The organism is Peribacillus sp. NPDC097198 (assembly GCF_044762055.1).
Classification (GTDB): Bacteria; Bacillota; Bacilli; order Bacillales; family DSM-1321; genus Peribacillus.
Genome location: NZ_JBIWDO010000008.1, coordinates 65,987 through 89,687 on the forward strand (window position 1 = coordinate 65,987; position 23,701 = coordinate 89,687).

General features: G+C 42.1%; 21 protein-coding genes and 1 riboswitch. Of the genes, 6 read left to right on the forward strand and 15 right to left on the reverse strand.

Annotation, left to right across the window (positions count from 1 at the left end; genetic code table 11):
- Nucleotides 1-159: 159 nt before the first annotated feature.
- From qoxD to ACIQXQ_RS15210, 7 genes are all read right to left on the reverse strand, one after another.
- A complete protein-coding gene (gene qoxD, locus ACIQXQ_RS15180; RefSeq protein WP_402872024.1) occupies nt 160-444 on the reverse strand; it encodes a cytochrome aa3 quinol oxidase subunit IV in 285 nt (94 codons plus the stop codon).
- A complete protein-coding gene (gene qoxC, locus ACIQXQ_RS15185) occupies nt 444-1,040 on the reverse strand; it encodes a cytochrome aa3 quinol oxidase subunit III (protein WP_402872026.1) in 597 nt (198 codons plus the stop codon). The genes qoxD and qoxC overlap by 1 nt, the downstream gene beginning before the upstream one ends.
- Nucleotides 1,040-2,986: a cytochrome aa3 quinol oxidase subunit I gene (qoxB, locus tag ACIQXQ_RS15190; protein WP_402872029.1), complete on the reverse strand. Its 1,947-nt coding sequence runs from the start codon at nt 2,984-2,986 to the stop codon at nt 1,040-1,042. Before qoxB ends, qoxC begins: the two co-directional genes overlap by 1 nt.
- Nucleotides 2,987-3,055: 69 nt before the next feature.
- A complete protein-coding gene (qoxA, locus tag ACIQXQ_RS15195; protein WP_402872032.1) occupies nt 3,056-3,976 on the reverse strand; it encodes a cytochrome aa3 quinol oxidase subunit II in 921 nt (306 codons plus the stop codon).
- A gap of 597 nt (nt 3,977-4,573) precedes the next feature.
- Nucleotides 4,574-4,873 carry a hypothetical protein gene (locus ACIQXQ_RS15200; RefSeq protein WP_402872035.1) on the reverse strand — a complete coding sequence of 100 codons (300 nt, stop codon included), beginning with the start codon at nt 4,871-4,873 and terminating at the stop codon, nt 4,574-4,576.
- Between the two features lie 219 nt (nt 4,874-5,092).
- The gene (locus ACIQXQ_RS15205) at nt 5,093-6,304 is read right to left on the reverse strand and encodes a S1C family serine protease (protein WP_402958511.1); all 1,212 of its coding nucleotides are present in this window, start codon (nt 6,302-6,304) and stop codon (nt 5,093-5,095) included.
- A 239-nt stretch (nt 6,305-6,543) separates the two neighbouring features.
- Nucleotides 6,544-7,323, reverse strand: a complete 780-nt coding sequence (locus tag ACIQXQ_RS15210; RefSeq protein WP_402958513.1) for a COG3014 family protein — start codon at nt 7,321-7,323, stop codon at nt 6,544-6,546.
- Nucleotides 7,324-7,513: 190 nt separating this feature from the next.
- On the opposite strand from ACIQXQ_RS15210, the gene ACIQXQ_RS15215 reads away from it, so the two are divergent.
- Nucleotides 7,514-7,870, forward strand: coding sequence for a hydrolase (locus tag ACIQXQ_RS15215; RefSeq protein WP_402872044.1), 357 nt, complete (start codon nt 7,514-7,516; stop codon nt 7,868-7,870).
- A gap of 66 nt (nt 7,871-7,936) precedes the next feature.
- Nucleotides 7,937-8,317: a hypothetical protein gene (locus tag ACIQXQ_RS15220; RefSeq protein WP_402872047.1), complete on the forward strand. Its 381-nt coding sequence runs from the start codon at nt 7,937-7,939 to the stop codon at nt 8,315-8,317.
- A 60-nt stretch (nt 8,318-8,377) separates the two neighbouring features.
- Here ACIQXQ_RS15220 and ACIQXQ_RS15225 read toward each other — a convergent pair whose 3' ends face one another.
- The 5 genes from ACIQXQ_RS15225 to ACIQXQ_RS15245 all read right to left on the reverse strand — a co-directional run bounded on the left by ACIQXQ_RS15225 (nt 8,378) and on the right by ACIQXQ_RS15245 (nt 15,703).
- Entirely contained in the window at nt 8,378-9,391 is a 1,014-nt protein-coding gene (locus ACIQXQ_RS15225) for an ABC transporter permease (protein ID WP_402872050.1), read from the reverse strand.
- 1 nt (nt 9,392) lies between these two features.
- On the reverse strand, nt 9,393-10,895 hold the full coding sequence (locus tag ACIQXQ_RS15230; RefSeq protein ID WP_402958515.1) for a sugar ABC transporter ATP-binding protein: 1,503 nt from the start codon (nt 10,893-10,895) through the stop codon (nt 9,393-9,395).
- Nucleotides 10,896-10,962: 67 nt separating this feature from the next.
- Nucleotides 10,963-12,078: a sugar ABC transporter substrate-binding protein gene (locus ACIQXQ_RS15235; protein WP_402958517.1), complete on the reverse strand. Its 1,116-nt coding sequence runs from the start codon at nt 12,076-12,078 to the stop codon at nt 10,963-10,965.
- Between the two features lie 113 nt (nt 12,079-12,191).
- Nucleotides 12,192-12,298: riboswitch (SAM riboswitch) on the reverse strand.
- Nucleotides 12,299-12,387: 89 nt separating this feature from the next.
- Complete coding sequence (locus ACIQXQ_RS15240; protein ID WP_402958519.1) at nt 12,388-15,129, reverse strand: GTP-binding protein; 2,742 nt, start codon at nt 15,127-15,129, stop codon at nt 12,388-12,390.
- Nucleotides 15,130-15,529: 400 nt separating this feature from the next.
- Nucleotides 15,530-15,703 (reverse strand): hypothetical protein, encoded by a 174-nt coding sequence (locus ACIQXQ_RS15245; protein ID WP_402872063.1) that lies wholly within the window; start codon nt 15,701-15,703, stop codon nt 15,530-15,532.
- A 462-nt stretch (nt 15,704-16,165) separates the two neighbouring features.
- On the opposite strand from ACIQXQ_RS15245, the gene brnQ reads away from it, so the two are divergent.
- The 4 genes from brnQ to rluF all read left to right on the forward strand — a co-directional run bounded on the left by brnQ (nt 16,166) and on the right by rluF (nt 20,427).
- A complete protein-coding gene (brnQ, locus tag ACIQXQ_RS15250; protein ID WP_402872068.1) occupies nt 16,166-17,491 on the forward strand; it encodes a branched-chain amino acid transport system II carrier protein in 1,326 nt (441 codons plus the stop codon).
- A 113-nt stretch (nt 17,492-17,604) separates the two neighbouring features.
- Nucleotides 17,605-18,537, forward strand: a complete 933-nt coding sequence (locus ACIQXQ_RS15255) for an aldo/keto reductase (protein WP_402958521.1) — start codon at nt 17,605-17,607, stop codon at nt 18,535-18,537.
- A 201-nt stretch (nt 18,538-18,738) separates the two neighbouring features.
- Entirely contained in the window at nt 18,739-19,632 is an 894-nt protein-coding gene (locus ACIQXQ_RS15260; RefSeq protein WP_402958523.1) for a DMT family transporter, read from the forward strand.
- A gap of 87 nt (nt 19,633-19,719) precedes the next feature.
- Nucleotides 19,720-20,427, forward strand: coding sequence for a 23S rRNA pseudouridine(2604) synthase RluF (rluF, locus tag ACIQXQ_RS15265; RefSeq protein ID WP_402872080.1), 708 nt, complete (start codon nt 19,720-19,722; stop codon nt 20,425-20,427).
- Nucleotides 20,428-20,628: 201 nt separating this feature from the next.
- On the opposite strand, the gene ACIQXQ_RS15270 is transcribed toward rluF, so the two are convergent.
- Genes ACIQXQ_RS15270 through ACIQXQ_RS15280 form a run of 3 tightly spaced genes read right to left on the reverse strand, consistent with a single transcriptional unit; the run spans nt 20,629 to nt 23,700 of the window.
- Nucleotides 20,629-21,597, reverse strand: a complete 969-nt coding sequence (locus ACIQXQ_RS15270) for a sugar phosphate isomerase/epimerase family protein (RefSeq protein ID WP_402958525.1) — start codon at nt 21,595-21,597, stop codon at nt 20,629-20,631.
- 21 nt (nt 21,598-21,618) lie between these two features.
- On the reverse strand, nt 21,619-22,659 hold the full coding sequence (locus ACIQXQ_RS15275; RefSeq protein ID WP_402872084.1) for a Gfo/Idh/MocA family protein: 1,041 nt from the start codon (nt 22,657-22,659) through the stop codon (nt 21,619-21,621).
- Between the two features lie 18 nt (nt 22,660-22,677).
- The gene (locus ACIQXQ_RS15280; protein ID WP_402872086.1) at nt 22,678-23,700 is read right to left on the reverse strand and encodes a Gfo/Idh/MocA family protein; all 1,023 of its coding nucleotides are present in this window, start codon (nt 23,698-23,700) and stop codon (nt 22,678-22,680) included.
- Between the last annotated feature and the right edge of the window lies 1 nt (nt 23,701).

Here is a 23,701-nt window from a genome sequence, read left to right on the forward strand (position 1 = left end):
GCAGGCATCGCCTTAGATACCTGCTTTTTTTATTGCCTTTTTTTATGAAACTTCAAAGAATCCTATCGAATGTATCCCCTTACCCTACTATATGAAATTACCCCGAACAAACAAAAAAAGAGCGCCTTTTGAAGGACGCCCTCTTTTGATTAGATTCTCTTACAAGTAACCCCAAGTCATAGCTAGTAAAGTACCAAAGACCGTGAATAATGCAATGAACATACCGTAATAAACGTTTACGTAAATTGCTTTTCCATCTTTCGTTTCACCAGCATGCATGAATACAACAAGCTGAAGACCTGCTTGTATAAATGCAGTAACAAGAAGTACCGTCATACCAACTGGGAATGACATATCAAAGAAGTAAACCGCAATAGCCACTGCAGTAAGAATCATTGAGAATACAAAACCCATTACTTGTTTTCGTGGGAACAATTCAGACATTATGAGATCATTCCTTTCAGATAGATGAAGCTAAAGATAAAGATCCAAACTACATCTAGGAAATGCCAGTATAGAGAGAAGATAAACGATTTATTAGCTGTTGCCGGAGTCAATCCGCGCTTTTTAACCTGAAGGATAATGAACGTTCCCCAGAATAAACCAGCAGTTACGTGAGCTCCATGTGTACCTAGTGTTGTCATCAGCATAGCTGTGAAAGCACTAGTTTGTAATCCTGCCCCAATATGAACATAGTGCATAAACTCGTAAATTTCAACGCATAAGAATCCTAGGCCTAGCAAAAGCGTGATAGCAAAGAATGTCATCATCGCTTTCTGTCTGCCAAGACGCATGGCGTGGATACCAAGACCGATAACAAAACTACTTGTTAAAAGTAAGATTGTTTCAGCTAGAACTGGAGTGATTTCAAAAATCTCCACTCCAGGTCCTCCAGCAGTACGATCCTGTAATACGAAATATCCAGCAAATAGTGTAGCGAAAAGCATAATTTCAGCACCAAGGAAAATCCAGAAACCAAATATCTTCAGACTATTCTCTTCAGTACTATATTCAAGTGGCAGCGAGTTATCAATTTTCATTATTTAGCACCTCGCAATTTTGATTCTGTCTCTTCAATTTCTTCAACTGAAATGTAGTGACCATGATCTTCCTCGAATGACCGAAGCGCCATACAAACAAAGATCGCGATTGTTGCAACGATAGCAGGAATCCAAAGTGCAAATATGAATGAGAAGCCCCAAACAAAGAAAATCGCACTCATGATGATCGGCATTCCGCTATTATTAGGCATATGAATTTTTTCGTACTTGCCTGGGAATAAGTCATGTCCCTTTTTCTTAGCATCCCAAACAGGTTCAATTGAATTAACCTGTGGTAATACGGCAAAGTTATATTCCGGTGCAGGGTTATGAGTAGACCATTCAAGAGAACGAGCATCCCATGGATCTGAACCGATGTTTCTTGGAGAGTAACGTACACTGTAGTACACGTTATAGACGATTACTACAAAACCTACAGCAAGTCCAGCTGCTCCAATGAAGGAAATCATATTCATCAACCCGAATCCAGTTGATTCGGAATATGTGTACATACGACGTGCTTGACCATCTAATCCACTGAAGAACATTGGCATAAAGGCAACTAATGTACTCATTGTAATGATCCAAGCTGAGATCTTACCAAGCTTTTCATTTAACATGAAACCGAACATTTTTGGCCAGTAGAAATGCAGACCAGCTAGCATCGCGAATACAACACCAGGAATAATAACCATATGGAAATGGGCTACCAAGAACATTGTATTATGGTACTGGTAATCGGCTGCTGACATACCAAGCATTACCCCAGTAACACCACCGATAGTAAAGATCGGTAAGAATAGTACTGAATAAATCATTGGAGTGGTAAATGTAATCTTACCTTTCCAAAGCGTGAACAACCAGTTGAATATCTTAACTCCGGTTGGAACAGCAATCGCCATCGTTGTGATAGAGAAGATACTGTTTGTAAGTGCTCCTTGACCCATAGTAAAGAAGTGATGCACCCATACTAAGAATGAAAGAAGCGAGATAAGAACCATTGAAGCTACCATTGATTTATAACCATATAGGTTACGTTTGGCAAAGGTTGAGATAACCTCACTATAAATACCGAATGCCGGCAAGATTAAGATATAAACCTCAGGATGTCCCCAAACCCAGAAGAAGTTGGCCCAAAGCATATCCATACCGCCACCAGTTGTTGTAAAGAAGTGGGTTCCGAATAATCTATCCATTGTTCCCATGATAAGCAACACTGTTAATACAGGGAAAGCGAAAACAATGATTAAGTTAGTGATTAAAGCTGACCAAGTAAACATTGGCATTTTCATCAATGTAATACCAGGTGCTCTCATTTTCAGGATTGTAGTGATGAAGTTAATACCTGTCATCAATGTACCAAGACCTGAAATCTGAAGAGCGAACATGTAATAATTCGAGCCTACCGACTCACTGAAGTCATTACCTGCCAGTGGGAAATAAGAAGTCCAACCTGCATCAGGAGAACCACCGACTACGAATGAGATGTTTATTAACATCGCACCCATAAAGAATAACCAGAAACTTAATGCATTTAGACGTGGGAATGCTACGTCACGTGCACCGATTTGAAGCGGAACAACGATGTTCATGAACGCCATGATAAATGGCATGGCCATGAATATGATCATTACGACACCATGTGTCGTGAAAATTTCATTATAATGCTGTGCATCTAAAAGAGTGTTATCTGGTACGGCAAGTTGTGCACGCATCATGATAGCATCTGCGCCACCGCGGAAAAGCATGGCTAAAGCAGCAATTATATACATGATACCGATACGTTTATGGTCAACCGTTGTTAACCATTCACGCCAAAGATAACCCCATTTTTTGAAATAGGTCAAACCAGCAATTATGGCAAGAGTAGTAAGACCAATGGCAACCATCGATGCGTAAATCGCAAGACTTGGATGAGGTACGGCAAATCGATCAAAGAATTCCATACTATCGTGACTCCTTTTGGAAATTTATTGTTTACCCTGTAAGGTTAGTTGTATAACTAACCCCACATCTTAATGATTGCTATGTTCTTCGTGTTCTTCGTGCTCTTCGTGTGAATCATGTCCTTCGTGTGAACCTTCGTCTGATCCATGATCATGTCCACCATTTTCACCCTCAGGAGCAGGACTGAATTCTAGATGAGTTCCAGTGTAAGTGGATGTACCAAGATGACCTGGTTCTAATAACTCATCGAATTTATCTTCTGTAAGAGGTTTAGCAGTTTGATGCACTTCATCTACCCATTCATCAAACTCGGCTTCAGGCATTGCTGTAACGTTGAACGTGTTCTCAGCGAATCCTTTACCACTAAAGTTTGCGTTTCTACCCATGTATTCACCTGGTTCGTCAGCTGCTAGGTGCAGAGTGTTAACCATGTCGCTCATTGCGTATTTTTGACCACCAAGTTGTGGAATCCAGAAACTTGTGATTGGTCCATAAGAGTAAAGTTTGAATTCAAGCGGACGGTCTGTTGGAATGTATAAATAGTTAACCGTTTCAATATTTTCTTCTGGATAACTAAAATGCCATTTCCAGTTAGATGTTGAAGCGTAAACAACCAAAGGCTCTTTATCTTCATATCCTTCAGGTGTTGCCTCTACTTTATAGTTACTTTGAGTAGAAACAATAGAAAGGAAACCTACAATTAAAATTGGAACACCAACACAAATTGTCTCTACAAGTTTACTTCCTTCAATATGAGGCGGTTCGTAATCCTTACTTTGTTTAGAAGCTCTGTACTTGACTAACATATAGATTAAAATTCCAAAAACGACTAGAACGATAATCGACATTAATCCAATAGATAACATTATGTCCTTAGCTTGCGTTTCAGCTTGAGGCCCTTTTGGATCTAAGACCATTAATGGTTCGCAGCCTGTTAACACTGTGGCAACAGTAAAAAGGATGGTTAAAAAAGCCCACTTTATTTTCATCGTGCTACCCCTCTCTTAGTATAATATATTTGACATTGGTAATTATTCGGAGAAAACATTTACCAATCTTTAAACCTCTTATTCTCATATCTTAGTTCCAAGTGGAAAAAAAGACAATATGAAATGAAGAATGTCATAAAAAGTTCATTTAAAAACCGTAAATATGTGGTAAATGAGCAGTTATATTGTATTATTTTTTTCTTATGCCCTATAATAAATCCTTATAATGAAAAACGAGACAGCTTCCCAAAGTACAGGATTGTCCCTACCTATGTCTATTTTATTTTATATTAATATAGTGAAATAAACAATTGTAACATTATACATCATGGGGAAATATGCCTCAAAATCACCTCTAATGTTAAATATTTCACAATATGAGTAGGATAATATGTCTAATCTGGTATAAACATCCTTTTTCTTCACTTACTTATTTTATACTGATATAAATTATTGTAAGTGTTTTTCCCTTAGCCATTGTGGAAACTAAAAAATCATACTTTTTTATCATTACCTGCATACGGTTTTTTTAAAGTAAATAAGCGTTTCTTCTATTGAAGAAACGCTCTACTCTCCTAATAAAAAAGAAGAAAGGTGTCAAATTGACACCTTTCTTCTTTTTGTTTTGGACTTGAATTTTATAAGCTTCGTTGTTTCCGGTATAATTCTTTCCCCTTTTTTGGTGTTCGCCGTCATTTCTTCTGCCAAGACAAATAATATACCAACCAAGAAAATACTCGCTGCACTTAACGCTATGGTTATCCCTATTGTTGATAGCACATACCCTCCGTTGTAACCGCTTACAGAAAAACTGATTAAAAACAATATAATTCCGATTGTACATCCTGTGCCTGATACCCATTTCAATGCATCCATGATCTTCTGATTAGCTTCCATCCTGTCAGCTCCTTTTCTTTCTATTTTAACAATTTTCACATTTTTGTCAATATTTCTACTATTTTACATTATAAACACGTTGTTTTCCTTGACAAATCATTTCTCTTTATTGGAAGGGAATATAGATATGTTCCCTCATGGTTATATTATTAGCTATACTAAAAATTCTACTCTAAAAGAAAAGACTTCGGACAGTTTTCAATCCGAAGTCTTTTCCTATTAAGAACCTTTCAAGGTTATCGTCAACGTCTTTTCTTTTGCCCCTCGATAGATCTTGAATGTTACCTTGTCACCTATTTTCTTATCTTTGTACAGTTGTTTTCTCAATTCAGCAGCCGTGCCAATCTTGGCGCCCTCAATCGCCACGATGACATCCTGTTGCTGGAGACCTGCATCCGCAGCCGCCGAACCTGGTTCTACACTATTGACCATTACCCCGGTTTTTGCAGGCTCAGGCATTTTCTGTAGATAATATTGTGGGAGTTCCTCTGTATTGGTAAGACTGACACCTAAATAGGGTCGCGTAATTTTTCCCTTTTCGATTAGCTCTTTTACTATCGGGATGACCTCGTTACTTGGAATCGCAAAGCCTAAGCCCTCCACTCCACTTTCCGATATTTTCAAGCTATTGATGCCAATCACTTCACCAGCCGTATTGATTAAGGCACCCCCGCTATTTCCAGGGTTGATGGCCGCATCCGTTTGTAACACATCCAGCTCCCATTCGCCGTCCGAAGTATCAACCGAAATCGCCCTTCCCGTTGCACTAATGATTCCTTGTGTTACTGAGCGCGAAAAATCAAGTCCGAGCGGATTCCCGATGGCCAATACCTCCTCACCTGGTCGAATGCTATCAGAATCACCAATACTGACGGCTGCCGGAGCAATTGAATCATCAATCGTCAACACCGCTAAGTCCGTTAAGGCATCAGCACCGACCACCTCTGCTGTTGCCTTTTTCCCATCATATAACGATATTTCCACTTCCTTAGCTCCTTCGATTACATGGTTATTCGTGATGATATAGGCTTTGCCATTGTCTTTTTTATAAATGACCCCTGATCCCGTGCCACTTTCCACCGTTTCATTTTCCGTACTTTGCTGCTGGAGGGGATACCGACTTTGTGTTTCTTGAAAGTTGACGACACCTACAATCGATTTTGAAGCTGTTTCAACCATATCAGCCCTCTGATTGGAATCTGTACTCATCGACAACTTTTGTGGAGTGACTGTTTGCTCTACGGCTGCGGTTTGAGAGGTTTCATTCACGGCTTCTTTCTCGGTATCCCCAAACTCACCCCCGAATACAAATACAGAAGAGGTTACTAAAGAAGCGACCACTCCTGAAACAAGGCCAGTAAACACATGTGACTTTACTTTTTTCGGTTTATCTTTCACCCTGACTTGTCCTTCACCATTATAGTTCTCCATCTTCTTCCCTCCTATTTATGACTTTCACCTGCCTCCATCATAAACAGGAATTATTAAAAAATTCTTAAGAAACCTTGAAAAAATATAAATTTCTTAGATGGACCGATATATTTGCGGCTTGGACCGATAAAGGTCTGGTTTTGACCGATAAAACATCTAAATTGACCGATATAAATACGGTTTTGACCGATAAACTGCTTACAAACAAAAAAAGACGCCTCTATTAAAGGCGCCCCTCCTTACATCACTTCATACACTTCTTTTTTCTGCTTATTCACGCCATACCAGCCATACGTGGCAGTATGTCCACCTTCGTTACTATCATTGACGACTTCAAAGACTTGAAAAATATAGTCTCCCTTTTCATCATCGTGATCATATTGGATTTGTAGATGCGGATTATTTTCGGCATCCACATAATCCTTCACCAGCTGCTCCGCTTTCGCTTTTGTAAAGCCTTGGTCCGGGTCCTTCTCCTCTTCAACCGGTCCTTCTTCGGCTGGTTCTTCCTTAGCGGCTTTTTCCTCTTCTTGTGCTTCCTTCGGCGTTTCTGTTTCTACTGCCGGTTTATCTTCAACTTCCGACTCGGGGATAGCTTCTGATTCCTCCCCCGTTTGGTCATCCGTCGTTTCCTCTAAATCCGTCTCCTCTTCAACTGGTTCTACGTCGGCTTCTTCCGTTTTCACCAACATTCCCGTAGCCTTTTGAACCATCAACTTGCCTTCTTCAAACTTTGCCTTATATGCGGCTGCCTCTTCGAAAAAGACCTGTGCTCCTTCTACATCCTGTTCTTCATATTTTTTCATTCCATCGTAAAGTAGGCCTGATAGCTCCATCAGCTCTTTCGCTTCCGCAGTGGGATCATCTTCATAAGCCAACTCAAATGCTTCATGTGCTTCTAAATAATTCTCTTCCTTTAGTTGGCTTTTCCCCAATTCCATGTTTGAGTCATACATCCTCGTTGCACAACCTGAAACGATAAATACCATCAATAAAATACATACGGATAATTTCTTCATAGTAGCACTCCCCATCCTTGTTCAATGTCCTAAGTTGTCCTATCAATCTCTAAATCTATCTTACCCTATTTCATAAGAAATATCTGACATCTATGTATGAAAGCGACTTTTTTATGGGATATTCATTTTTAGGGTTACTTTTTTACAAATAGTGGTACATCATAATTAAACACTTGAAGGGGTGGTATAAATGAGTCAAGAAAAGCAGACGTATCATGTGGATTTAGTGAGTGGAGATATTCTGGCACAGAAACTAGATGAAAACCCAAGCTTCACCATACAAGCGAATGATGACGAATTAGCCGAGTTAAAGCAATGTTTGGACGATCATCTGAAAGATGATCTTGAAGCTTTTGCCCGTTCTCACGTACCTTATCTTCTCTACCATCATGACCGGGCCAATGATAAATATGATGCGGCCATGAAAAAACTATACCGGATCATATACAGGTTAGGTGACGAGGCCGCCCGGAATCACATTGAGGAGATTGGCATATTGGAGGATAACAAATTCGAGGGAGACAGTGAAATCCAGAAGTTTAAATAAGCACCCCATTAGAACAGGATCTTATATATGAAGATTCTGTTTCTTTTTTCATATAAGGAGGTAGGGATGATAAGAGCGATGAAGTTTGTCCTATTGGCTTGCTCTCTTTGTCTACTGTATGGCTGCATGCAAAATCCATCCAGTAAAAAAACCGTGGAGGAAAGTGAAGCAAGCCCAACAACGGAAGAGTCCTCTGAAAAAAGCGGCCTCGAGCAAGGGGTCAGCCAAGTGGCGGAAGGATATTCACAGGCACCCGGGGAAAACGATGCAATCGGTTCAGATAAAGAAAAAGAAATTTATCTTTACATGAAGTCACTATACAACACTGGAGGACAGAATACCCAAGACGCCATCACGGAAAAGGCGAGTAACAAATTCGAGATTACACAAGAACAGGCCGGTACGATTTATATGCAGTATGAAATGAAGTTATCCAAGCCCAAATGAAAAATTCGCCACACTGAAACAAAAGACCAGCAATCATGGCGACTGCTGGTCCTTAATGTTTCAGTGTTTTTGTTTATAATAGGTCACAGCCAAGGCAAGGGCGAGAACTGCGCCTTTCACGATGTCCATTGCATAATATGGGACCGACATCATGATTAGCCCATTTTGCAGAATTCCAATCAAAACGGCCCCGATGAACGTTCCGAAAGCATTCGGTTTACCTGCTCCTAGAACAGAAGAACCAATGAAGGCCGCCGCCACCGCATCCATTAAATAGGGAGAACCTGAATTGATTTCCGATGTCATGACACGGGAAGCAAGGACGATCCCGCCGATAGCAGCGAACAGCGCCGACAGAAGATAGGCCACTACTTTATATTTATTGACCGAGATTCCCGAAAGTCTAGCCGCCTCCTTATTTCCGCCAATGATGTACATATAACGGCCATGCTTCGTGTAGGTCAAAAAGATATGAGTCGCAACGACAATGACGCCCATGATCAGGATAATCCAAGGCACTTGTCCGATTTTGGCGAAAAATGGGCTGATTAAACCTGTAGCGAATGTTCCATCAGGCATCACCATGTTTTGTGAAACCGTGGCCCCTTTTGTATAAGTAAGGGCAAGCCCTTGAATGATGAACATGGTCGCCAATGTCATCAGCATGTCCGGGATCCTTAACTTTACAATCATGAATGAATTCAATGCGCCCACCACAAGCGAAGCACCAATGGCCGCTATTATCGCAATCAACGTATCCTGGGAAAACCAGACAAACATCGAGATGACGATGGCATTGGCTAATGAGGCAACGGAGCCAACTGACAAATCGAAGCCGTCAACCGTCAAGGAAATCGTGATCCCGATGGCGATGATTGTCACGATGGAGATGGAACGTAAAATGTTAATAAGATTATTCGTTTGAATGAACGATGGATTCGCAATAGCAAAAACCGCAATCAAGATGATGATCGTCAGAATCGTTCCATATTTATAAAAGAATTCGAACAGATCAACTTTTTTCCTGGCTGGCGTTGTTGGTTTCTCTGTAAGAACCGGAATTGGTGTACTCATCCTATTTGCCCCCTGTTGAGTAGAATAGTAGTTCTTCTTCATTTGTCTTGCTTGTCTCTAGCTCCTTGACCATCCTTCCGTCATATAAAACATAGGTCCTGTTTGTGATTCCTATGATTTCGGCCAATTCGGATGATGCATAAATAATCGCTTTCCCCTTTTGGGCTAACTTTGCGATCAGTTCAAAAATATCCTTCTTGGCCCCGACGTCGACGCCTTTTGTCGGCTCATCGAATATGTATACATCCGCATCAGCCAATAACCACTTTCCGATGGCGATCTTTTGCTGATTGCCCCCTGATAGGTTTTCGACCTTCGCTTCCTCTGAAGGCGTTTTGATCCCAAGAGTGGCTATCAGGTCTTTCGCCTTTATCTTTTCTGCCTGGCGATCGACGAAGCTGAATGCCTTACTGAATTTCCCGACACTTGCAGCAGTCAGGTTCGTAGTAACAGACTCCTGTACGAGAACGCCTTCTTTCCTCCGTTCTTCGGGGACTAGTGCCAAGCCGCTCTTCACAGCATGATGGGGCGTTTTCAGAATAAGCTTCCTTCCATTCAATACAACTTCCCCCGTTATAATGGCCGTATGACCGAAAAGCGTTTTACAAAGCTCCGTTTTCCCTGCCCCGACAAGGCCCGCTAAACCGACTATCTCACCGGCCCTCACATGAAGACTGACATCTTTGACTTTATCGGCATCCGACAGTCGGTTCACTTCAAACATCACCGCACCTATCTCGGCATTCACGACGGGAAACTGTTCTTCCATTGACTTTCCAAGCATCTGCTCAATCACTTCGTTTTGTGTGATATCACTGATTCTACTGCGCCTCACACTCTTCCCATTTCTCATGATTGTAATGTCCTCACACACTTCAAATATCTCGGGTAGACGATGAGAAATGAAAATAATGCCTACACCACGTTGCTTCAGCTCATTCACAATCCGGAATAGTTCCGTTGTTTCCGTATGGCTTAACGGAGCAGTCGGCTCATCAAGAATCAAGAATTTACATGCGGTTGAAACGGCCCTAGCTATCAAGACCATCTGCTTTTCGGCCAACGTAAGGTCCCTTACCAGTTTTTTCGAAGACACATGGATGTTCATTTCTTCCAAGATTTCCGTCGCTTTTCTATGTAATTCCTTCCACTTGATGATTTGTTTTCTCCCCATGTTCTGTACGGATTCATTCAGCATCACGTTCTCCGCAACCGTTAAATAAGGAATGAGGGCCGTATCCACTTCCTGATACACAATTTGAATGCCAGCTTCCTGTGCCGACTTTGGCGAACGGATATCCTGTACCTGGCCATTTAGAAAAATGTCGCCGGTATAATGGACATGAGCTCCTGATAAGACTTTCATTAGCGTCGATTTCCCTGCTCCATTTGCGCCGACCAATGCATGTGCTGTTCCCGACTGTACTGAAAAATCAACTTCACTAAGCGCTTTTACACCTGGAAACTCAATCGATATTTGTTTCATTTCTAGTTGAATGCCCATGTCCAATCCCTCCCATTAAACAGACACTCTCTTCAACTTGAAAGAGAGTGTCTACTGATTCTGATCGTTACTTCTTATAATGTTCTTTCAATACTTTCATCCAGTCTTCTTCAAATTCCGTTGATACTCCCCAGCCTTGAACAATGCCGGATAGATTGGTCATGTTGACAGCGTCCTTCGATGATTGAAGCTGTTTTTGAGATATCAATGATGCTTCTAAATCATAGGTTTGCGGCGTTTCTTCCCCCGCTAGTTTTTTCGCTAGCAGTCTCATATTCACTGCACCAATCAACTTCGGATCAACCGCTGCGGTATACGACCATGAGCTTCCTTTTGTTTGAATCTCCTGAAGGTCAGCATTGGACACGTCAATACCATAGATTTTCACTTCATCGCGCCCCGCTTCTTTTATCGCACGAGCTGCTCCGATAGCGAATGCATCCCAGGTTGCGAAAATTGCGTCTATTTTACCTTTTGGATACTTGTTCAACATCGCCGAGACGGCATTTTGCGTCTGGACCGAAGTATCTGAAGATGCCACTCCGAATCTTTCAATTTCATGAATGCCAGGATTTTCTTTCAGCTTTTCTTGATACACGGCATTTCTTCTCACCATAGGAGGGAAACCATCTACCCAAAGGTATGCAATGTTCGCTTCGCCTTTTTGCTCTTCAATCAATTTGTCAAAAGCAAGAGTTGCCAATGCTTCGTCATCTTGTGAGGTTACTGTTACCCCATCAATTTTCGTTAAATCGCCGATGGAATCGAATGTGACTACGCTTTTCCCTGCATCAACCAACTTTTGTACGTCATTCACTGTCGCTGCATCATCACCATGGGAAATGATATAGCCATCATAGTCTTCCTCCAGAGCCTGAGCGATGGCGTCATGGAATTTAGCCGTATCGCCATTGGCCGTAAAAGTATCTACTTGGAAGCCAAGTGCTTCTCCTTCTTCTTGCGCCCCTGCTAAGTATTGGGCAGTGTGATCATCGCCGCCAATTTTACGAATGACTTTAATTTTAGCTCCCTCGCCTTTCGCAAATCGCTCTGGAACATTTTCAAAAGATACCTTTTCCTCTTTTTTCGCTTCCCCTGTACTTTGTCCCGAAGAACACCCCGTCAAAAGCAACGCCGAAGCGATGACTGAAACGAAAGCTCCTTTTAAAATTGATCTTCCCATTTTAATTCCCCCTATTTTTTACATTATTCTTATCTGTTAGCTCGGCATAAACACAAAATAAAAACCTCTCTAAAATAGAGAGGTTTAATCAGCTGGTTTGCAGACTTATCCCTCTCTTATCTGTCAAAACATTTCTGTTTTGCAGGATTTAGCACCAATTCCTAATTGGAACGGTTGCTGGGCATCGTAGGGCCAGTCCCTCCGCCACTCTTGATAAGAGAATATAATGTGTTACGTTTCGTTATGGTAAGTACCACTTTATAGGGATATAGTCATTAAGTCAATAGTTTTTAGAATATTTTAAATGTTTTATTTTCCTTGCAGTTTCGCCAGGCGTCTTTTCTCGATTTTTTCAAGGCGTTCGAATTGGCGCAGTTTCACTTCGAACAGGGTAATCGGATCACGGTAGACTTCAGGATTTTGTCTCATATGTTCCAATGTAGCCTGCTGTTCTTTGATTTCGGCTTTCGTCTGTTCGATATTTTTTTCAAGGATGGAAAATGGACTGCGGTAGAACAGGGATATGTCACGTTCCAAGGATTTTTCGAACAATCCAAACTGAGTAAGGAATCTGTCACTGATCATATCGGCAACATCCTGGAAGTCTTCATTTTCCAAGAACTTCTTATATCGATTGTACATATTCGCTTTATTTTGCGGAATGGCACCAAATAGCTTCCCGGCTCCCTTAAGAATCAACTGAGATGGGGTCCTTCTTAGTAATATATTTACATTTTCTATCCGGATGCTGCTTGTCATCCGGTCCGCATCACGGCGCCAGTCATCCAAGACCCGGAAGTCCCCGGCCAGTACAATACGTTCTTCTTTGTATAGCTCATTGAAGCCTGCGCTCATCTCATCCATGAACTGTTGGCTTTGCGTGAATTCTAACTCAGATGTAGCAATCCAGTCTTGAAGCGAGCGGAAATACTGCGGCATGATTTTATCGGATATAAATGCCTGGATCCGATCGTTCATTTCCTGATTCAACTGTATATGCACTTGGCTAAAGTCACTATTCTCAGATAATGTTTTAGAGCAATCACGCAGTAATTCAGGAATTCGTGTGGAAAGCTGTTTTTTCACTTCTTCTTTTAATAAGCGATAAGATCTTGTAATGTTTTCGGTTTTTTCTTTTTCCAAATCAGTCAACTGATTCGTAGCGCCATTCAACTTCACTTCCATCTGTTCATTCCAAGAAATCGAATGCTCGCATTTCCGTTCATTCGCTGCCCGTTTTTCTAATAGATAGGATAAAGTTTTACGCGTGAAGGCAAGGAGCTTCTCCGCCCTCATTTCCTTCCAATTGCTATCTTGATAGTTTGCGTGAAGGAAGACGGCTAGATCCTGCAGTTGCTGTTTGCTGTCATAAAGCTTGGAGAAAGCAAATACCTTCGCGTTCGGGAAATAAGCATTCACCTTATCCCATGTTTCATCTTCCATCCTGACTGCCACTTGATCACTATAGATGGTATCCATTTTATTCAGCAAGAAATGAATAGGAAGTTTAGGGGCCATTTGTTGCATTTCCAATAGCAAATCACGTTCACTGCCCGTGAAAGGTGCCCGTGCATCCAGAACGAACATCACTCCATCGCTCTCCAGTAAGTAATTTTGGAAGTCAGGGTCTACGCTTTTCTCTCCATTAAATCCTGGAGTATCCAGTAGACGCAGGCGATTATTTCTCAAATAATCACTGATGAGTGTCACATCGACAATCGTTCCGCGTTGACGACGCGTTTCATCCAACTCCGTTAACTCTTCGACCATTTTACGATCTGTATCGGTAATTTCATAGATTTCCAGGTCATCGCCATCTTTAACGCTCACAAGAGATGAATGGTCTTCCGCTGCAATGCTTTCACCCGCTATCGATTGAATGAAGGATGTCTTGCCATTTCCTGCACTTCCAACAAGAAGCAGATTGAAATTGCTCATATCCTTAATTCCCTCAACCATCCATTTCAGCTTATTGCCGACTAATAGATCATTGCTCTCTGCCCATTGAATGATGGAGTGAATCAGTTTTTCGCCTGCTTCGAGACCGCCTCCCAATCTAGGGGATTTCGCTAACAGACTTTCTGCATCTTGAACAACAAGTGCGCTCACTGTATCTGGGAAAATCTCATTCCAGGAAAGGACAGATGCCGCTGCAAATAACGAAATCTCCCCTTCAGCGATTTTTAACCAATTTTCCAACAGTCTTGGTACGACAGGACTTAACTCTTTGACTAAATGCGTACCTTCTAGTAATCCTGCATAGGCATCGCGATAATAGACGGAAAGCTCATCCCAAACATCCCCGTTGTTCAATTCGATTTCATCGATCAATTTATTGATGACCTTAAGCCATTCAAAGTAAGAATCCGTATATTTATAGTTCTTCCAAAGGGCTACCGTCATTTTCTCAAAACGATCTTGGTCAAGATTATATAAGGATCTAAGCACGTTCGCGAAATAATCCGGAGCCGTCGATTGTGCAACGCCCTGCTGGATGTATGTTTTCAAAACATCGAACCAAGCCATTGACTCCGTACGGATACTTTCGTTGGCCGCTAAAACTATCGCGCTATTCCAATCCTTTTGCGCTTCAAAGAAGGAACGCGCAATTTCCGTGACATTTGGATAATCCGGTTGGAAATCGACTGCTTCCTTCACCACTTTGGATGCCAGATCATTTCTTGTTTCTACTATGTATAGTGAAAACAGTTGCAGAAGGACTTCCGTCTTTAATACAGGTTCGCTCGTATTAATGGCTTTATAAATATCTTCTGCCGTCGAATACATCTCTAGCTCAAAGTAGGCATCAGCAATATTCTTCTTAGCCCATTCAGCAAGATTGCCCTCTATATTCTCCCATTTAAATATGGCCGCCTCAAAGTCATGATGCAGGAAGTACACTTCCCCCTGGGCAAACCTGATTGTGGTTAAATCCGATCTTTCCTTTTTTTGTTCCACGAGAAACATTTCTCCCAAGGCTTGAATCGGATGCTTATTTATGTCATCAATCATCGTTTCATAGAACTTTTTGCCAATCAGCTGTTCTTCCATCGTAATTCCCCCGATATATTTCATATTTTCAAGTAAAGGATCAAATCAATAGGTTCCTTTAGATAAGAAAATGATCTGTCAAAGCTCCAAATTATTATTTTAACAAAACAATATGGTAACAACATGTCATAACTCTTACAAGTTTAAAACAGAAACCGCCGGGCTTGTAATGTTTTTAACAAATCGACTCTCTCCCTTAAAATATGCTTTTATGGATTTCACCAGGATATGAAGCAATGCGAGGGATTTCTCCTATACCATTAAATTACCAGAATCCCCGTTTACACACTACCTTAAAATGGTAAAAATAAAATAATATAAAAAAAGCAGCACCTTTGATCATGAAGGATACTGCTCTCTGATAAGCATTGAACAGTAATTGTCCTTTGACAAATTGGGATTATACCCCTGTGCGCTTACGTTGATTATTGGGCTTTTTAGTTAATTGGCTTTTAAGCGGTTTTGTTTTTTTCACAACACCGGTTTCAAGTTTATCTTTACTTGTTTCAGCTTGCTTTTGCGCCAATTTCTGCTTGACAGCATCCGCCAGGCTCAACTTTTTATTTTCAGACATCATATTGTCTCCTTTAGTGTTCTACTTCTATTATAATATAGATGAAGGTAGAAAGATAATAGGGAGTTTTTACGATTCTTTCGATTGATCATAAACCGTTTTAAACCATACCAGATTCTCTAGGACTAATATCCTGTCCTAAAGAAGACTTCATCCTATTGACTTAGTATACTGAATTTGCTAAATTATCTCTAGATTATAATAGCTCCTTACGATGAAACCTAGGTTTTGATGGGAATCAAAAAAACCAACATGCAAAGCTTAATAATATTGGCTCCGTATGGACCGTACGTTGACTGATTGCCGTGGCTTTTAAAAAAGCGCGGATATGGGTGGTAAAGCGAGCACACAACTCGTCCCTCTAAGTAGGGGCGTTTTTTTATTTTCTTAGTAATACTTTCACATGATCCCGTTAGTCCATTCGGCGAGATTTTCACTAGAACGTAAAAAGGAGACATCATCATGAAAAAAACAGACGTATTATTTATCGGGCTTATGCTTTTCTCCATGTTCTTCGGGGCGGGCAACCTGATTTTCCCTCCATTTTTGGGAGCCTCATCAGGGACTTCCTTCTGGCCGGCCATCGCAGGATTTATCGTCACAGGCGTCGGACTCCCGATTCTAGTTCTGGTCGCCGTTTCCCTCGTCAAAGGCGGGGCAGAAACGATTGGGTCGCGTGTGCACCCAACTTTCAGCAAGATTTTCATGATCGTCATCTATTTAAGCATCGGACCTTTCCTTGCCATACCCAGAAATGCTAACGTCGCCTATGAAATGGGATTCAAACCCTATCTTGGCGACACGATAGGCCAATCGCTCTTTTTATTCCTATTCACGATTGCATTCTTCTTGATTGTTTATGCCATATCGATGAATCCTGAAAAAATGGAGACCATCATGAGCCGTTGGAGCACGCCCACTCTATTAGGGTCTATTGTCATCCTTTGTATCGTTGGCTTTATAAAACTGGATGCACCCTTCCAGGCACCAACAGAGGCGTACGTAACAGGTGCTTTTTCAAAAGGGTTCATTGAAGGTTATAACACGATGGATGCTTTAGCCGCCCTAGCCTTCGGGATTGTCATCCTGACCTCCATCCAAAAGAGAGGGGTATCGGACCGTAAGCAGCTGACTAAGTACACCATAAAGGCTGGAATGGTCACAGCAATCTTCCTATCTCTTGTGTATACATCCTTAGGTTTCATGGGAGCACGCATGGCTGCGAACGGTTCTTATGAAAATGGAACCGATATCCTGACCGCCGCTTCTACCCTATTACTTGGGACAGGCGGGAAAACCCTTTTGGGGATCATCTTCCTATTGGCCTGTATCGCATCCGTAGTAGGATTAACAACAGCCTGTGGACATTATTTTTCCAATCTCATTCCTAAGGCCAGCTACAAAACGGTCGTCCTGCTCATTACGCTAATCGGGTTCACTCTATCCAATCTAGGATTGAATCAAATCTTAAAAGTATCCGTACCTTTCCTAGTGATGGCCTACCCTTTAACAATTGTCCTGGTCGCTTTGACGTTCTTCAGCCGTCACTTTAAGAATCCAAAAAAAGTATACCGGAGCGCTATGATTTTCACCGGTATCTTTGCCCTGATCGATGGACTGAGCGCTTTTGATGTACCATTAGGACTCGTGGAAACATTCACCGAAGCCCTTCCGTTTTCTGAACATGGAATGGAATGGGTCCTACCAGCCTTGGTTGGCACGGTCATTGGCATTATTCTAAGCCAAGCAAGGAAAGCATCACCCACCGAAGACATGGAAACCAAATAAGTGGAGCAGATGAGTCCGTTGATTCATCTGCTTTTTTCTCGCCTTCTATTGCTTATTTTTGGAAATTCCCACCCTATTTTTGTTATGATAAGGATAGAGGAGATGATCAATAAATGTCAAAGCAAACACGTATTGGTAAAACGAATTTGTATGTGAATCAGATTGGTCTTGGTACGAATGCAATTGGTGGACATAACCTATTCCCTAACCTGAATGAAGATACCGGAAGAGATGTCCTGCGGACGGCTCTTGAAGAAGGCATCAACTTTTGGGATACAGCCTACATTTACGGGCCCGGACGCTCGGAGGAACTGATTGGCGAAGTGCTGAAGGATACCGGCAAACGCGAGGAAGTGGTACTCGCTACGAAAGGTGCCCATAAATTTGTGGATGGTAAAATGGTCATTGACAACTCTCCCGCTTTCCTTAGAGAGTCTGTAGAATCCAGTTTAAAGCGGCTCCAGACTGATTATATTGATTTATTTTACATTCATTTCCCTGATGAAGCTACACCAAAGGATGAGGCTGTCGGGGCTTTAAAAGAATTGAAAGATGCCGGAAAAATCAAGGCGATTGGCGTCTCGAATTTTTCGTTCGAGCAATTAAAAGAAGCTAATAAAGACGGCTATGTCGACGTCTTACAATCCGAATATAACCTGTTTAAGCGGGGAGCCGAGCAAGACTTGCTTCCATATACAGCTGAAAATCAAATTTCCTTTGTCCCTTATTTTCCGCTTGCATCCGGCCTGCTTGGTGGCAAATATAATGAAGAATCGAAGTTTGACGACCTGCGAGCTAAAGATCCCCTTTTCCAAGGACAAGCCTATGCAAGCAACTTGCAAAAAGTCGAGGAGCTTCGTGAAATCGCCAACCGAAAAAACGCAGAGGTTGCGGACGTCGCCCTTGCCTGGTATTTAACACGTCATTCCATAGATGTCTTGATACCCGGGTCCAAAAAGCCTGAGCAAGTCTTGCGTAATTTAAAAGCATTGGACGTTGAATTAACCATCGATGATATTGCTGAAATCAGCGCGATTTTCGCTTAAAAGATAAGAGAGAAGCTGTTCAATTTCGATTGAACAGCTTTTTTCTTTATTTCATATTCATGGTCTCCCGCAATGAATGAATAGCATCCCTTCCTGGACAAGAATAATCCCTCAACGTAATCTTCACTATTTATATTGCTTCCCTTTTTCTACATTGGTATATTTATTGAATATTCAATCACTAAAGAAAGAGGCTACCCCATGAAAAAATCTTATATTCTTTTATTTCTTATCTTGGCTAATTTATTCTGGGCCGGTAATTATATTTTCGGCAAATACGTCGTTGCTGAACTTTCGCCGATTCAACTCACGTTTTCACGCTGGCTAATTGCTGTTATCTTATTATTTCCTCTTGCTCATTGGATTGAAAAACCCGATTGGAAACGTGTATGGAAAGCGTGGAAAACACTATGGCTCATGGGCATGCTCGGCATCATCGGATATAATTTTTTCCTGTATTGGGCCTTGACCTATACGACTTCCATGAATGCCGCTCTCGTTAACTCGATCAATCCTGCGGTCATCGTCCTTTTTTCCGTCTTACTATTAAAAGAGAACATTTCATTTCTACATGTGATGGGCCTTATTCTATCCTTATTCGGAGTACTATTGGTCTTAACGAAGGGACATCTCCAGACCATTTTTCACCTTACCTTCAATAAAGGAGATCTGTTGATGATTCTGGCGATACTTGTCTGGACCTTCTATTCGCTTATCGCCAAAAAGTTGAAAAATATCCCGGCCATATCAGCAACCGCCGTATCTGTTTTACTTGGACTGATTGTGGCTGCTCCGTTCGCCTTTAGTTCGGGGCTGAACCTTGATTTAAGTAATCAAGCGATGGTAGGCATTTTATATATCGGAATCTTCCCATCCGTTGGTTCCTTCATTTTCTGGAACATTTCACTGCGTCATATTGATGCAAGCCAAGCTGGCGTTTACCTTAATCTCATTGTCGTCTTCACTGCGATTCTAAGCTTGATGTTGGGTCAAAACATCACAATAGTCCAAATTCTTGGCGGCCTTCTTGTCTTCTCCGGTGTCTACTTAACCACTAAAAAGAAGAAGGATAATAAAGCTGTGGTTTCTGCTTAAGTAGACATTTTAGCTTTCCCCTTGTTTATCTAGCATGATTTACGTTATCTTTATAGAAGAAAATCTGAATGTAAAGGTGTGCTTTAGTTGAGAATCAATAAATATATTAGTGAATCAGGGATTACTTCGAGACGAGGCGCCGATAAATGGATTGCTGAAGGTCGAGTGACCATAAACGGAGCTGTGGCCGAACTTGGCAGCCAAGCTGAACCGGGCGATGATGTTTGTGTCGATGGCAAACCGATAAAAGTAGAGCAGCAGTATGTATATATTGCACTGAATAAACCCACAGGCATCACAAGCACGACTGAAAAACATATCAAAGGAAACATTGTTGATTTTGTTAATCATCCGCTACGCATTTTCCATGTTGGTCGTCTTGATAAAGACTCAAGCGGTTTGATTCTGCTTACAAATGACGGAGATATCGTAAATGAAATCCTCCGGGCAGAGAACAAGCATGAGAAAGAGTATATTGTCACTGTTGATAAGCCACTTACGGATTCCTTCCTACAAGAGATGTCATCAGGCGTAGAAATTTTGGATACGAAAACACTTCCATGTGAAGTCAAGCCGCTTTCACGCCATACATTCAACATTACCTTAATGCAAGGGTTGAACCGGCAAATCCGCCGCATGTGTACGGCACTGGGTTATGAAGTCCGTGAACTGCAGCGCGTTCGCATCATGAACATCCACTTGGACAGGTTACCCCTCGGTCAATGGCGCGACCTGACAAAAGAAGAATTAAACGAACTATTTGCAGAATTGAATTACACACCAAGAAAAAGATGAGTGAAGAGGATGCCCCCAGATTTGGGAGCATCTTTTTTAGCTAGCTGCATTCCTTTTATCGGTCAAACTGCGTAATATATCGGTCAATTTCAACATTTTATCGGTCTAGTTGAAGATATATCGGTCTAATCCAGCTTTTTTTCGGTCAAAGTCCAATTCGACTCCAAAATAAAAAGCAACCATTAGGCTGCTCATTATCGGTTATACCCACCATAGATTGGTTGGACTTTCGTTGATCAGGACGGTTTTCAAGTTCGTCACGGCTCGTTGGAAACCTTCTTCGATCGACATGAGCGGATCTTCGTGTTCGATGCTGACGACGTAGTCATAGCCATAAGTACGAAGGGCACTCATCATGTCGGACCATTCTTGAAGGCTATGGCCGCAACCAACTGAGCGGAAGTTCCAGGCACGTGTCTGGATGTTGCCGTACGGTTGCATGTCGGTGAGACCATACATATTGATATTATCTTGGTCCAGATAGGTGTCTTTAGCATGGAAATGATAAATAGCTCCAGCTTTTCCAAGAATTTTAATGGCGCCGACAGGTTCGATTCCCTGCCACCAGAGATGGCTTGGATCAAGGTTTGCACCAATTGCGTTCGATGTGGCTTCCCGTAGCTTCAACAAGGTGTATGGTGTGTGGACGAGAAAACCTCCATGCAGTTCGAGTCCAATTTTAATATGATGTTCATCAGCAAGCGCAGCGATTTTTTTCCAATAGGGAATCAGTTTTTCTTCCCATTGCCATTTCAAGACATCCGCATATTCGTTCGGCCATGGAGCAACCGGCCAATTCGGATATTTGGCACCTTCGTGATCACCTGCGGTACCGGAAAAGGTATTGACGACAGGTACATTCATCAAGGCAGCTAACTTAATGGACTTTACTAGATTTTCATCACTTTCTCTAGCCCAGCTTTCATCTGGGGAAATAGGGTTGCCGTGACAGCTGAACGCACTGATGGCTAGCCCCCTTGATTGGATGGCTTCCATGTAGTCCTGCCGCTTTTCTTCACTCTCCAATAGCTCATCCAGTGGACAATGGGCATTACCTGGGTACCCGCCTGTACCGATTTCCACTGTTTTCAATCCAGAGGCTGCCACATAATCAAGCATTTCCTCAAATGTTTTTTGTCCGAATAGTACTGTAAAAACGCCTAGTTTCACTCGCCTCACCTCACCTTTGCATTAATTGATGCTCATGACTTTTCCGCTTGCGGAACTTTGGTAAATAGCTTCAATGATTTTCGATACTTTCATGGCTTCCGCTGGTTTTACCAACGGTTCGGCAAAACCAAGGCAACTATCGATAAAGTTCGCCGCCTGTTGAAGATCCGGTGTGTCCTCACCTGGCATCCAAACCGCTTCACTATTCAAAAGCATCCCGTGCTTCGCCTGGTTCAATATGAGCGGGAACACATCTAGACCACCCTGTGTTCCGGATAAACTCAAGACTGTCGCTTCTTCGCGGATATTCGCGGCCCACGACGTTTCAAATAACAAAGAAGCTCCATTTGCAAATTTGATATAAGCCGTTGCATGGTCATCCACTTCAAAAACGGAAGCATCGAAATTGCCCCATAGATTGACTTGATCGACACCCTTACTGACATAATTATATGTCGAACCTACAATTTCGATTGGTTCTGGGTCATCCATCAGCCATAAAGCCAAGTCAAGCAAGTGACAGCCATAATCGATCACACTGCCTCCGCCTTGCAATTCCTTGCTCGTAAATACGCCCCAACCGGGGACTTTCCTTCGTCGAATGGCCTGAACTCGTGCCACGTATGGCTCTCCAATTTCACCTGCTCGAATCATTTTTTTGGCAGCCTGGGCTTCCTTCATGAACCTGTAATGATACGCAATGGAGAGCACTTTTCCAGATAAGTTTGCCGCATCGGTTATTGCCTTACATTCCTCAGTCGTGATGGCCATCGGCTTTTCACATAAAACATGTACACCAGCCTGCAATGCCGCGATGGAAATCTCGGCATGAAACTTGTTCGGTGTGGCTATCGTGACCGCATCCACTTCGGCAAACATATCTTCATAATTGGTAAAAACTTTTTCAATATGATGTTGCCTGGCGACATCTCTCGCCTTCAATTCATCAATATCCTGAATTGCATATAAAACCACTTTATCCTGTAATGTTTGGAAGGCTGGGATATGCCTTTTTTGGGCAATCCCCCCAGCACCGATAATACCCATTTTCAATTTGTACATGATGACTATTAAACCCCTTTATAAGCGGACGATTTGTCTGGATGCATTTGATTCCATTGCGCCGAGAATGACTTTTAGTGATTGTAATCCTTCAATTCCTGTGACAAGAGGCTCTTCATTGTTTACCACACTTTTTATAAAGTGGCTGATTACTCCAGTATCATGCTGTCCGCCAGAGTCATTTGTCTGGATGCCCCCTAATTCGAAGGTTTCGGTCTTCCCATTCTTATGATGGATAATCAGTGAATATTTAGGGTCGTCTTCTAGACGCAATACGGCTTTTTCCGCATAAATGACCGTTGCGTTGTCTTCTTTTGCGTACGACCAGCTTGCCGTCAGGGTACCAATAATACCGCTTCCCGTTCGCAGGATGCAGGCAGCGCTATCATCAACATCCGCCTGTTGCTTTGCACTCGTTTCCACAAAAGCTCCGACTTCCACAAATTCCTCGCCTAACACATATCGCAGTAAATCGGCTTTATGAACACCTAAGTCCCCCATCGCCCCGATGACCGCTTGATCTTTTTTAAAAAACCAGCTGTTCTCCCCATCGACACTCCAAGTTTCAGGTCCTGAATGTCCAAAAGCTGTCCGGAAGCTGTAAATCTTTCCTAATTCCCCACTCTCAATTAGCTTTTTGGCTTTTTGATGTGAAGGGACAAACCGCTGATTATGACCAATCATTAATATCTTGCCGCTTTTTACAGCTGCTTCATTCATTTTTTCCGCATCTTCTAAAGAGGTCGCCATGGGCTTTTCACAAAGAACATGCTTTCCAGCTTCAAGAGCAGCGATCGTGATGGGGGCATGCAGGTAATTCGGTGTACATACACTAACCACGTCAATATCCTTATTCTTTAAGAGTTCTATATAATCAGTATATGCTTTTGCGTCATACCTTTGTGCCGCTGCATTCGCCCTGTCTTGCGCAATATCACAAACGGCTACAATATCGGTTTCCTGATGCGCTTCATATTCCGGAAAATGCCTATTTTTCGCAATGCTCCCACAACCAATGACTCCCACTTGTACTTTGACCATT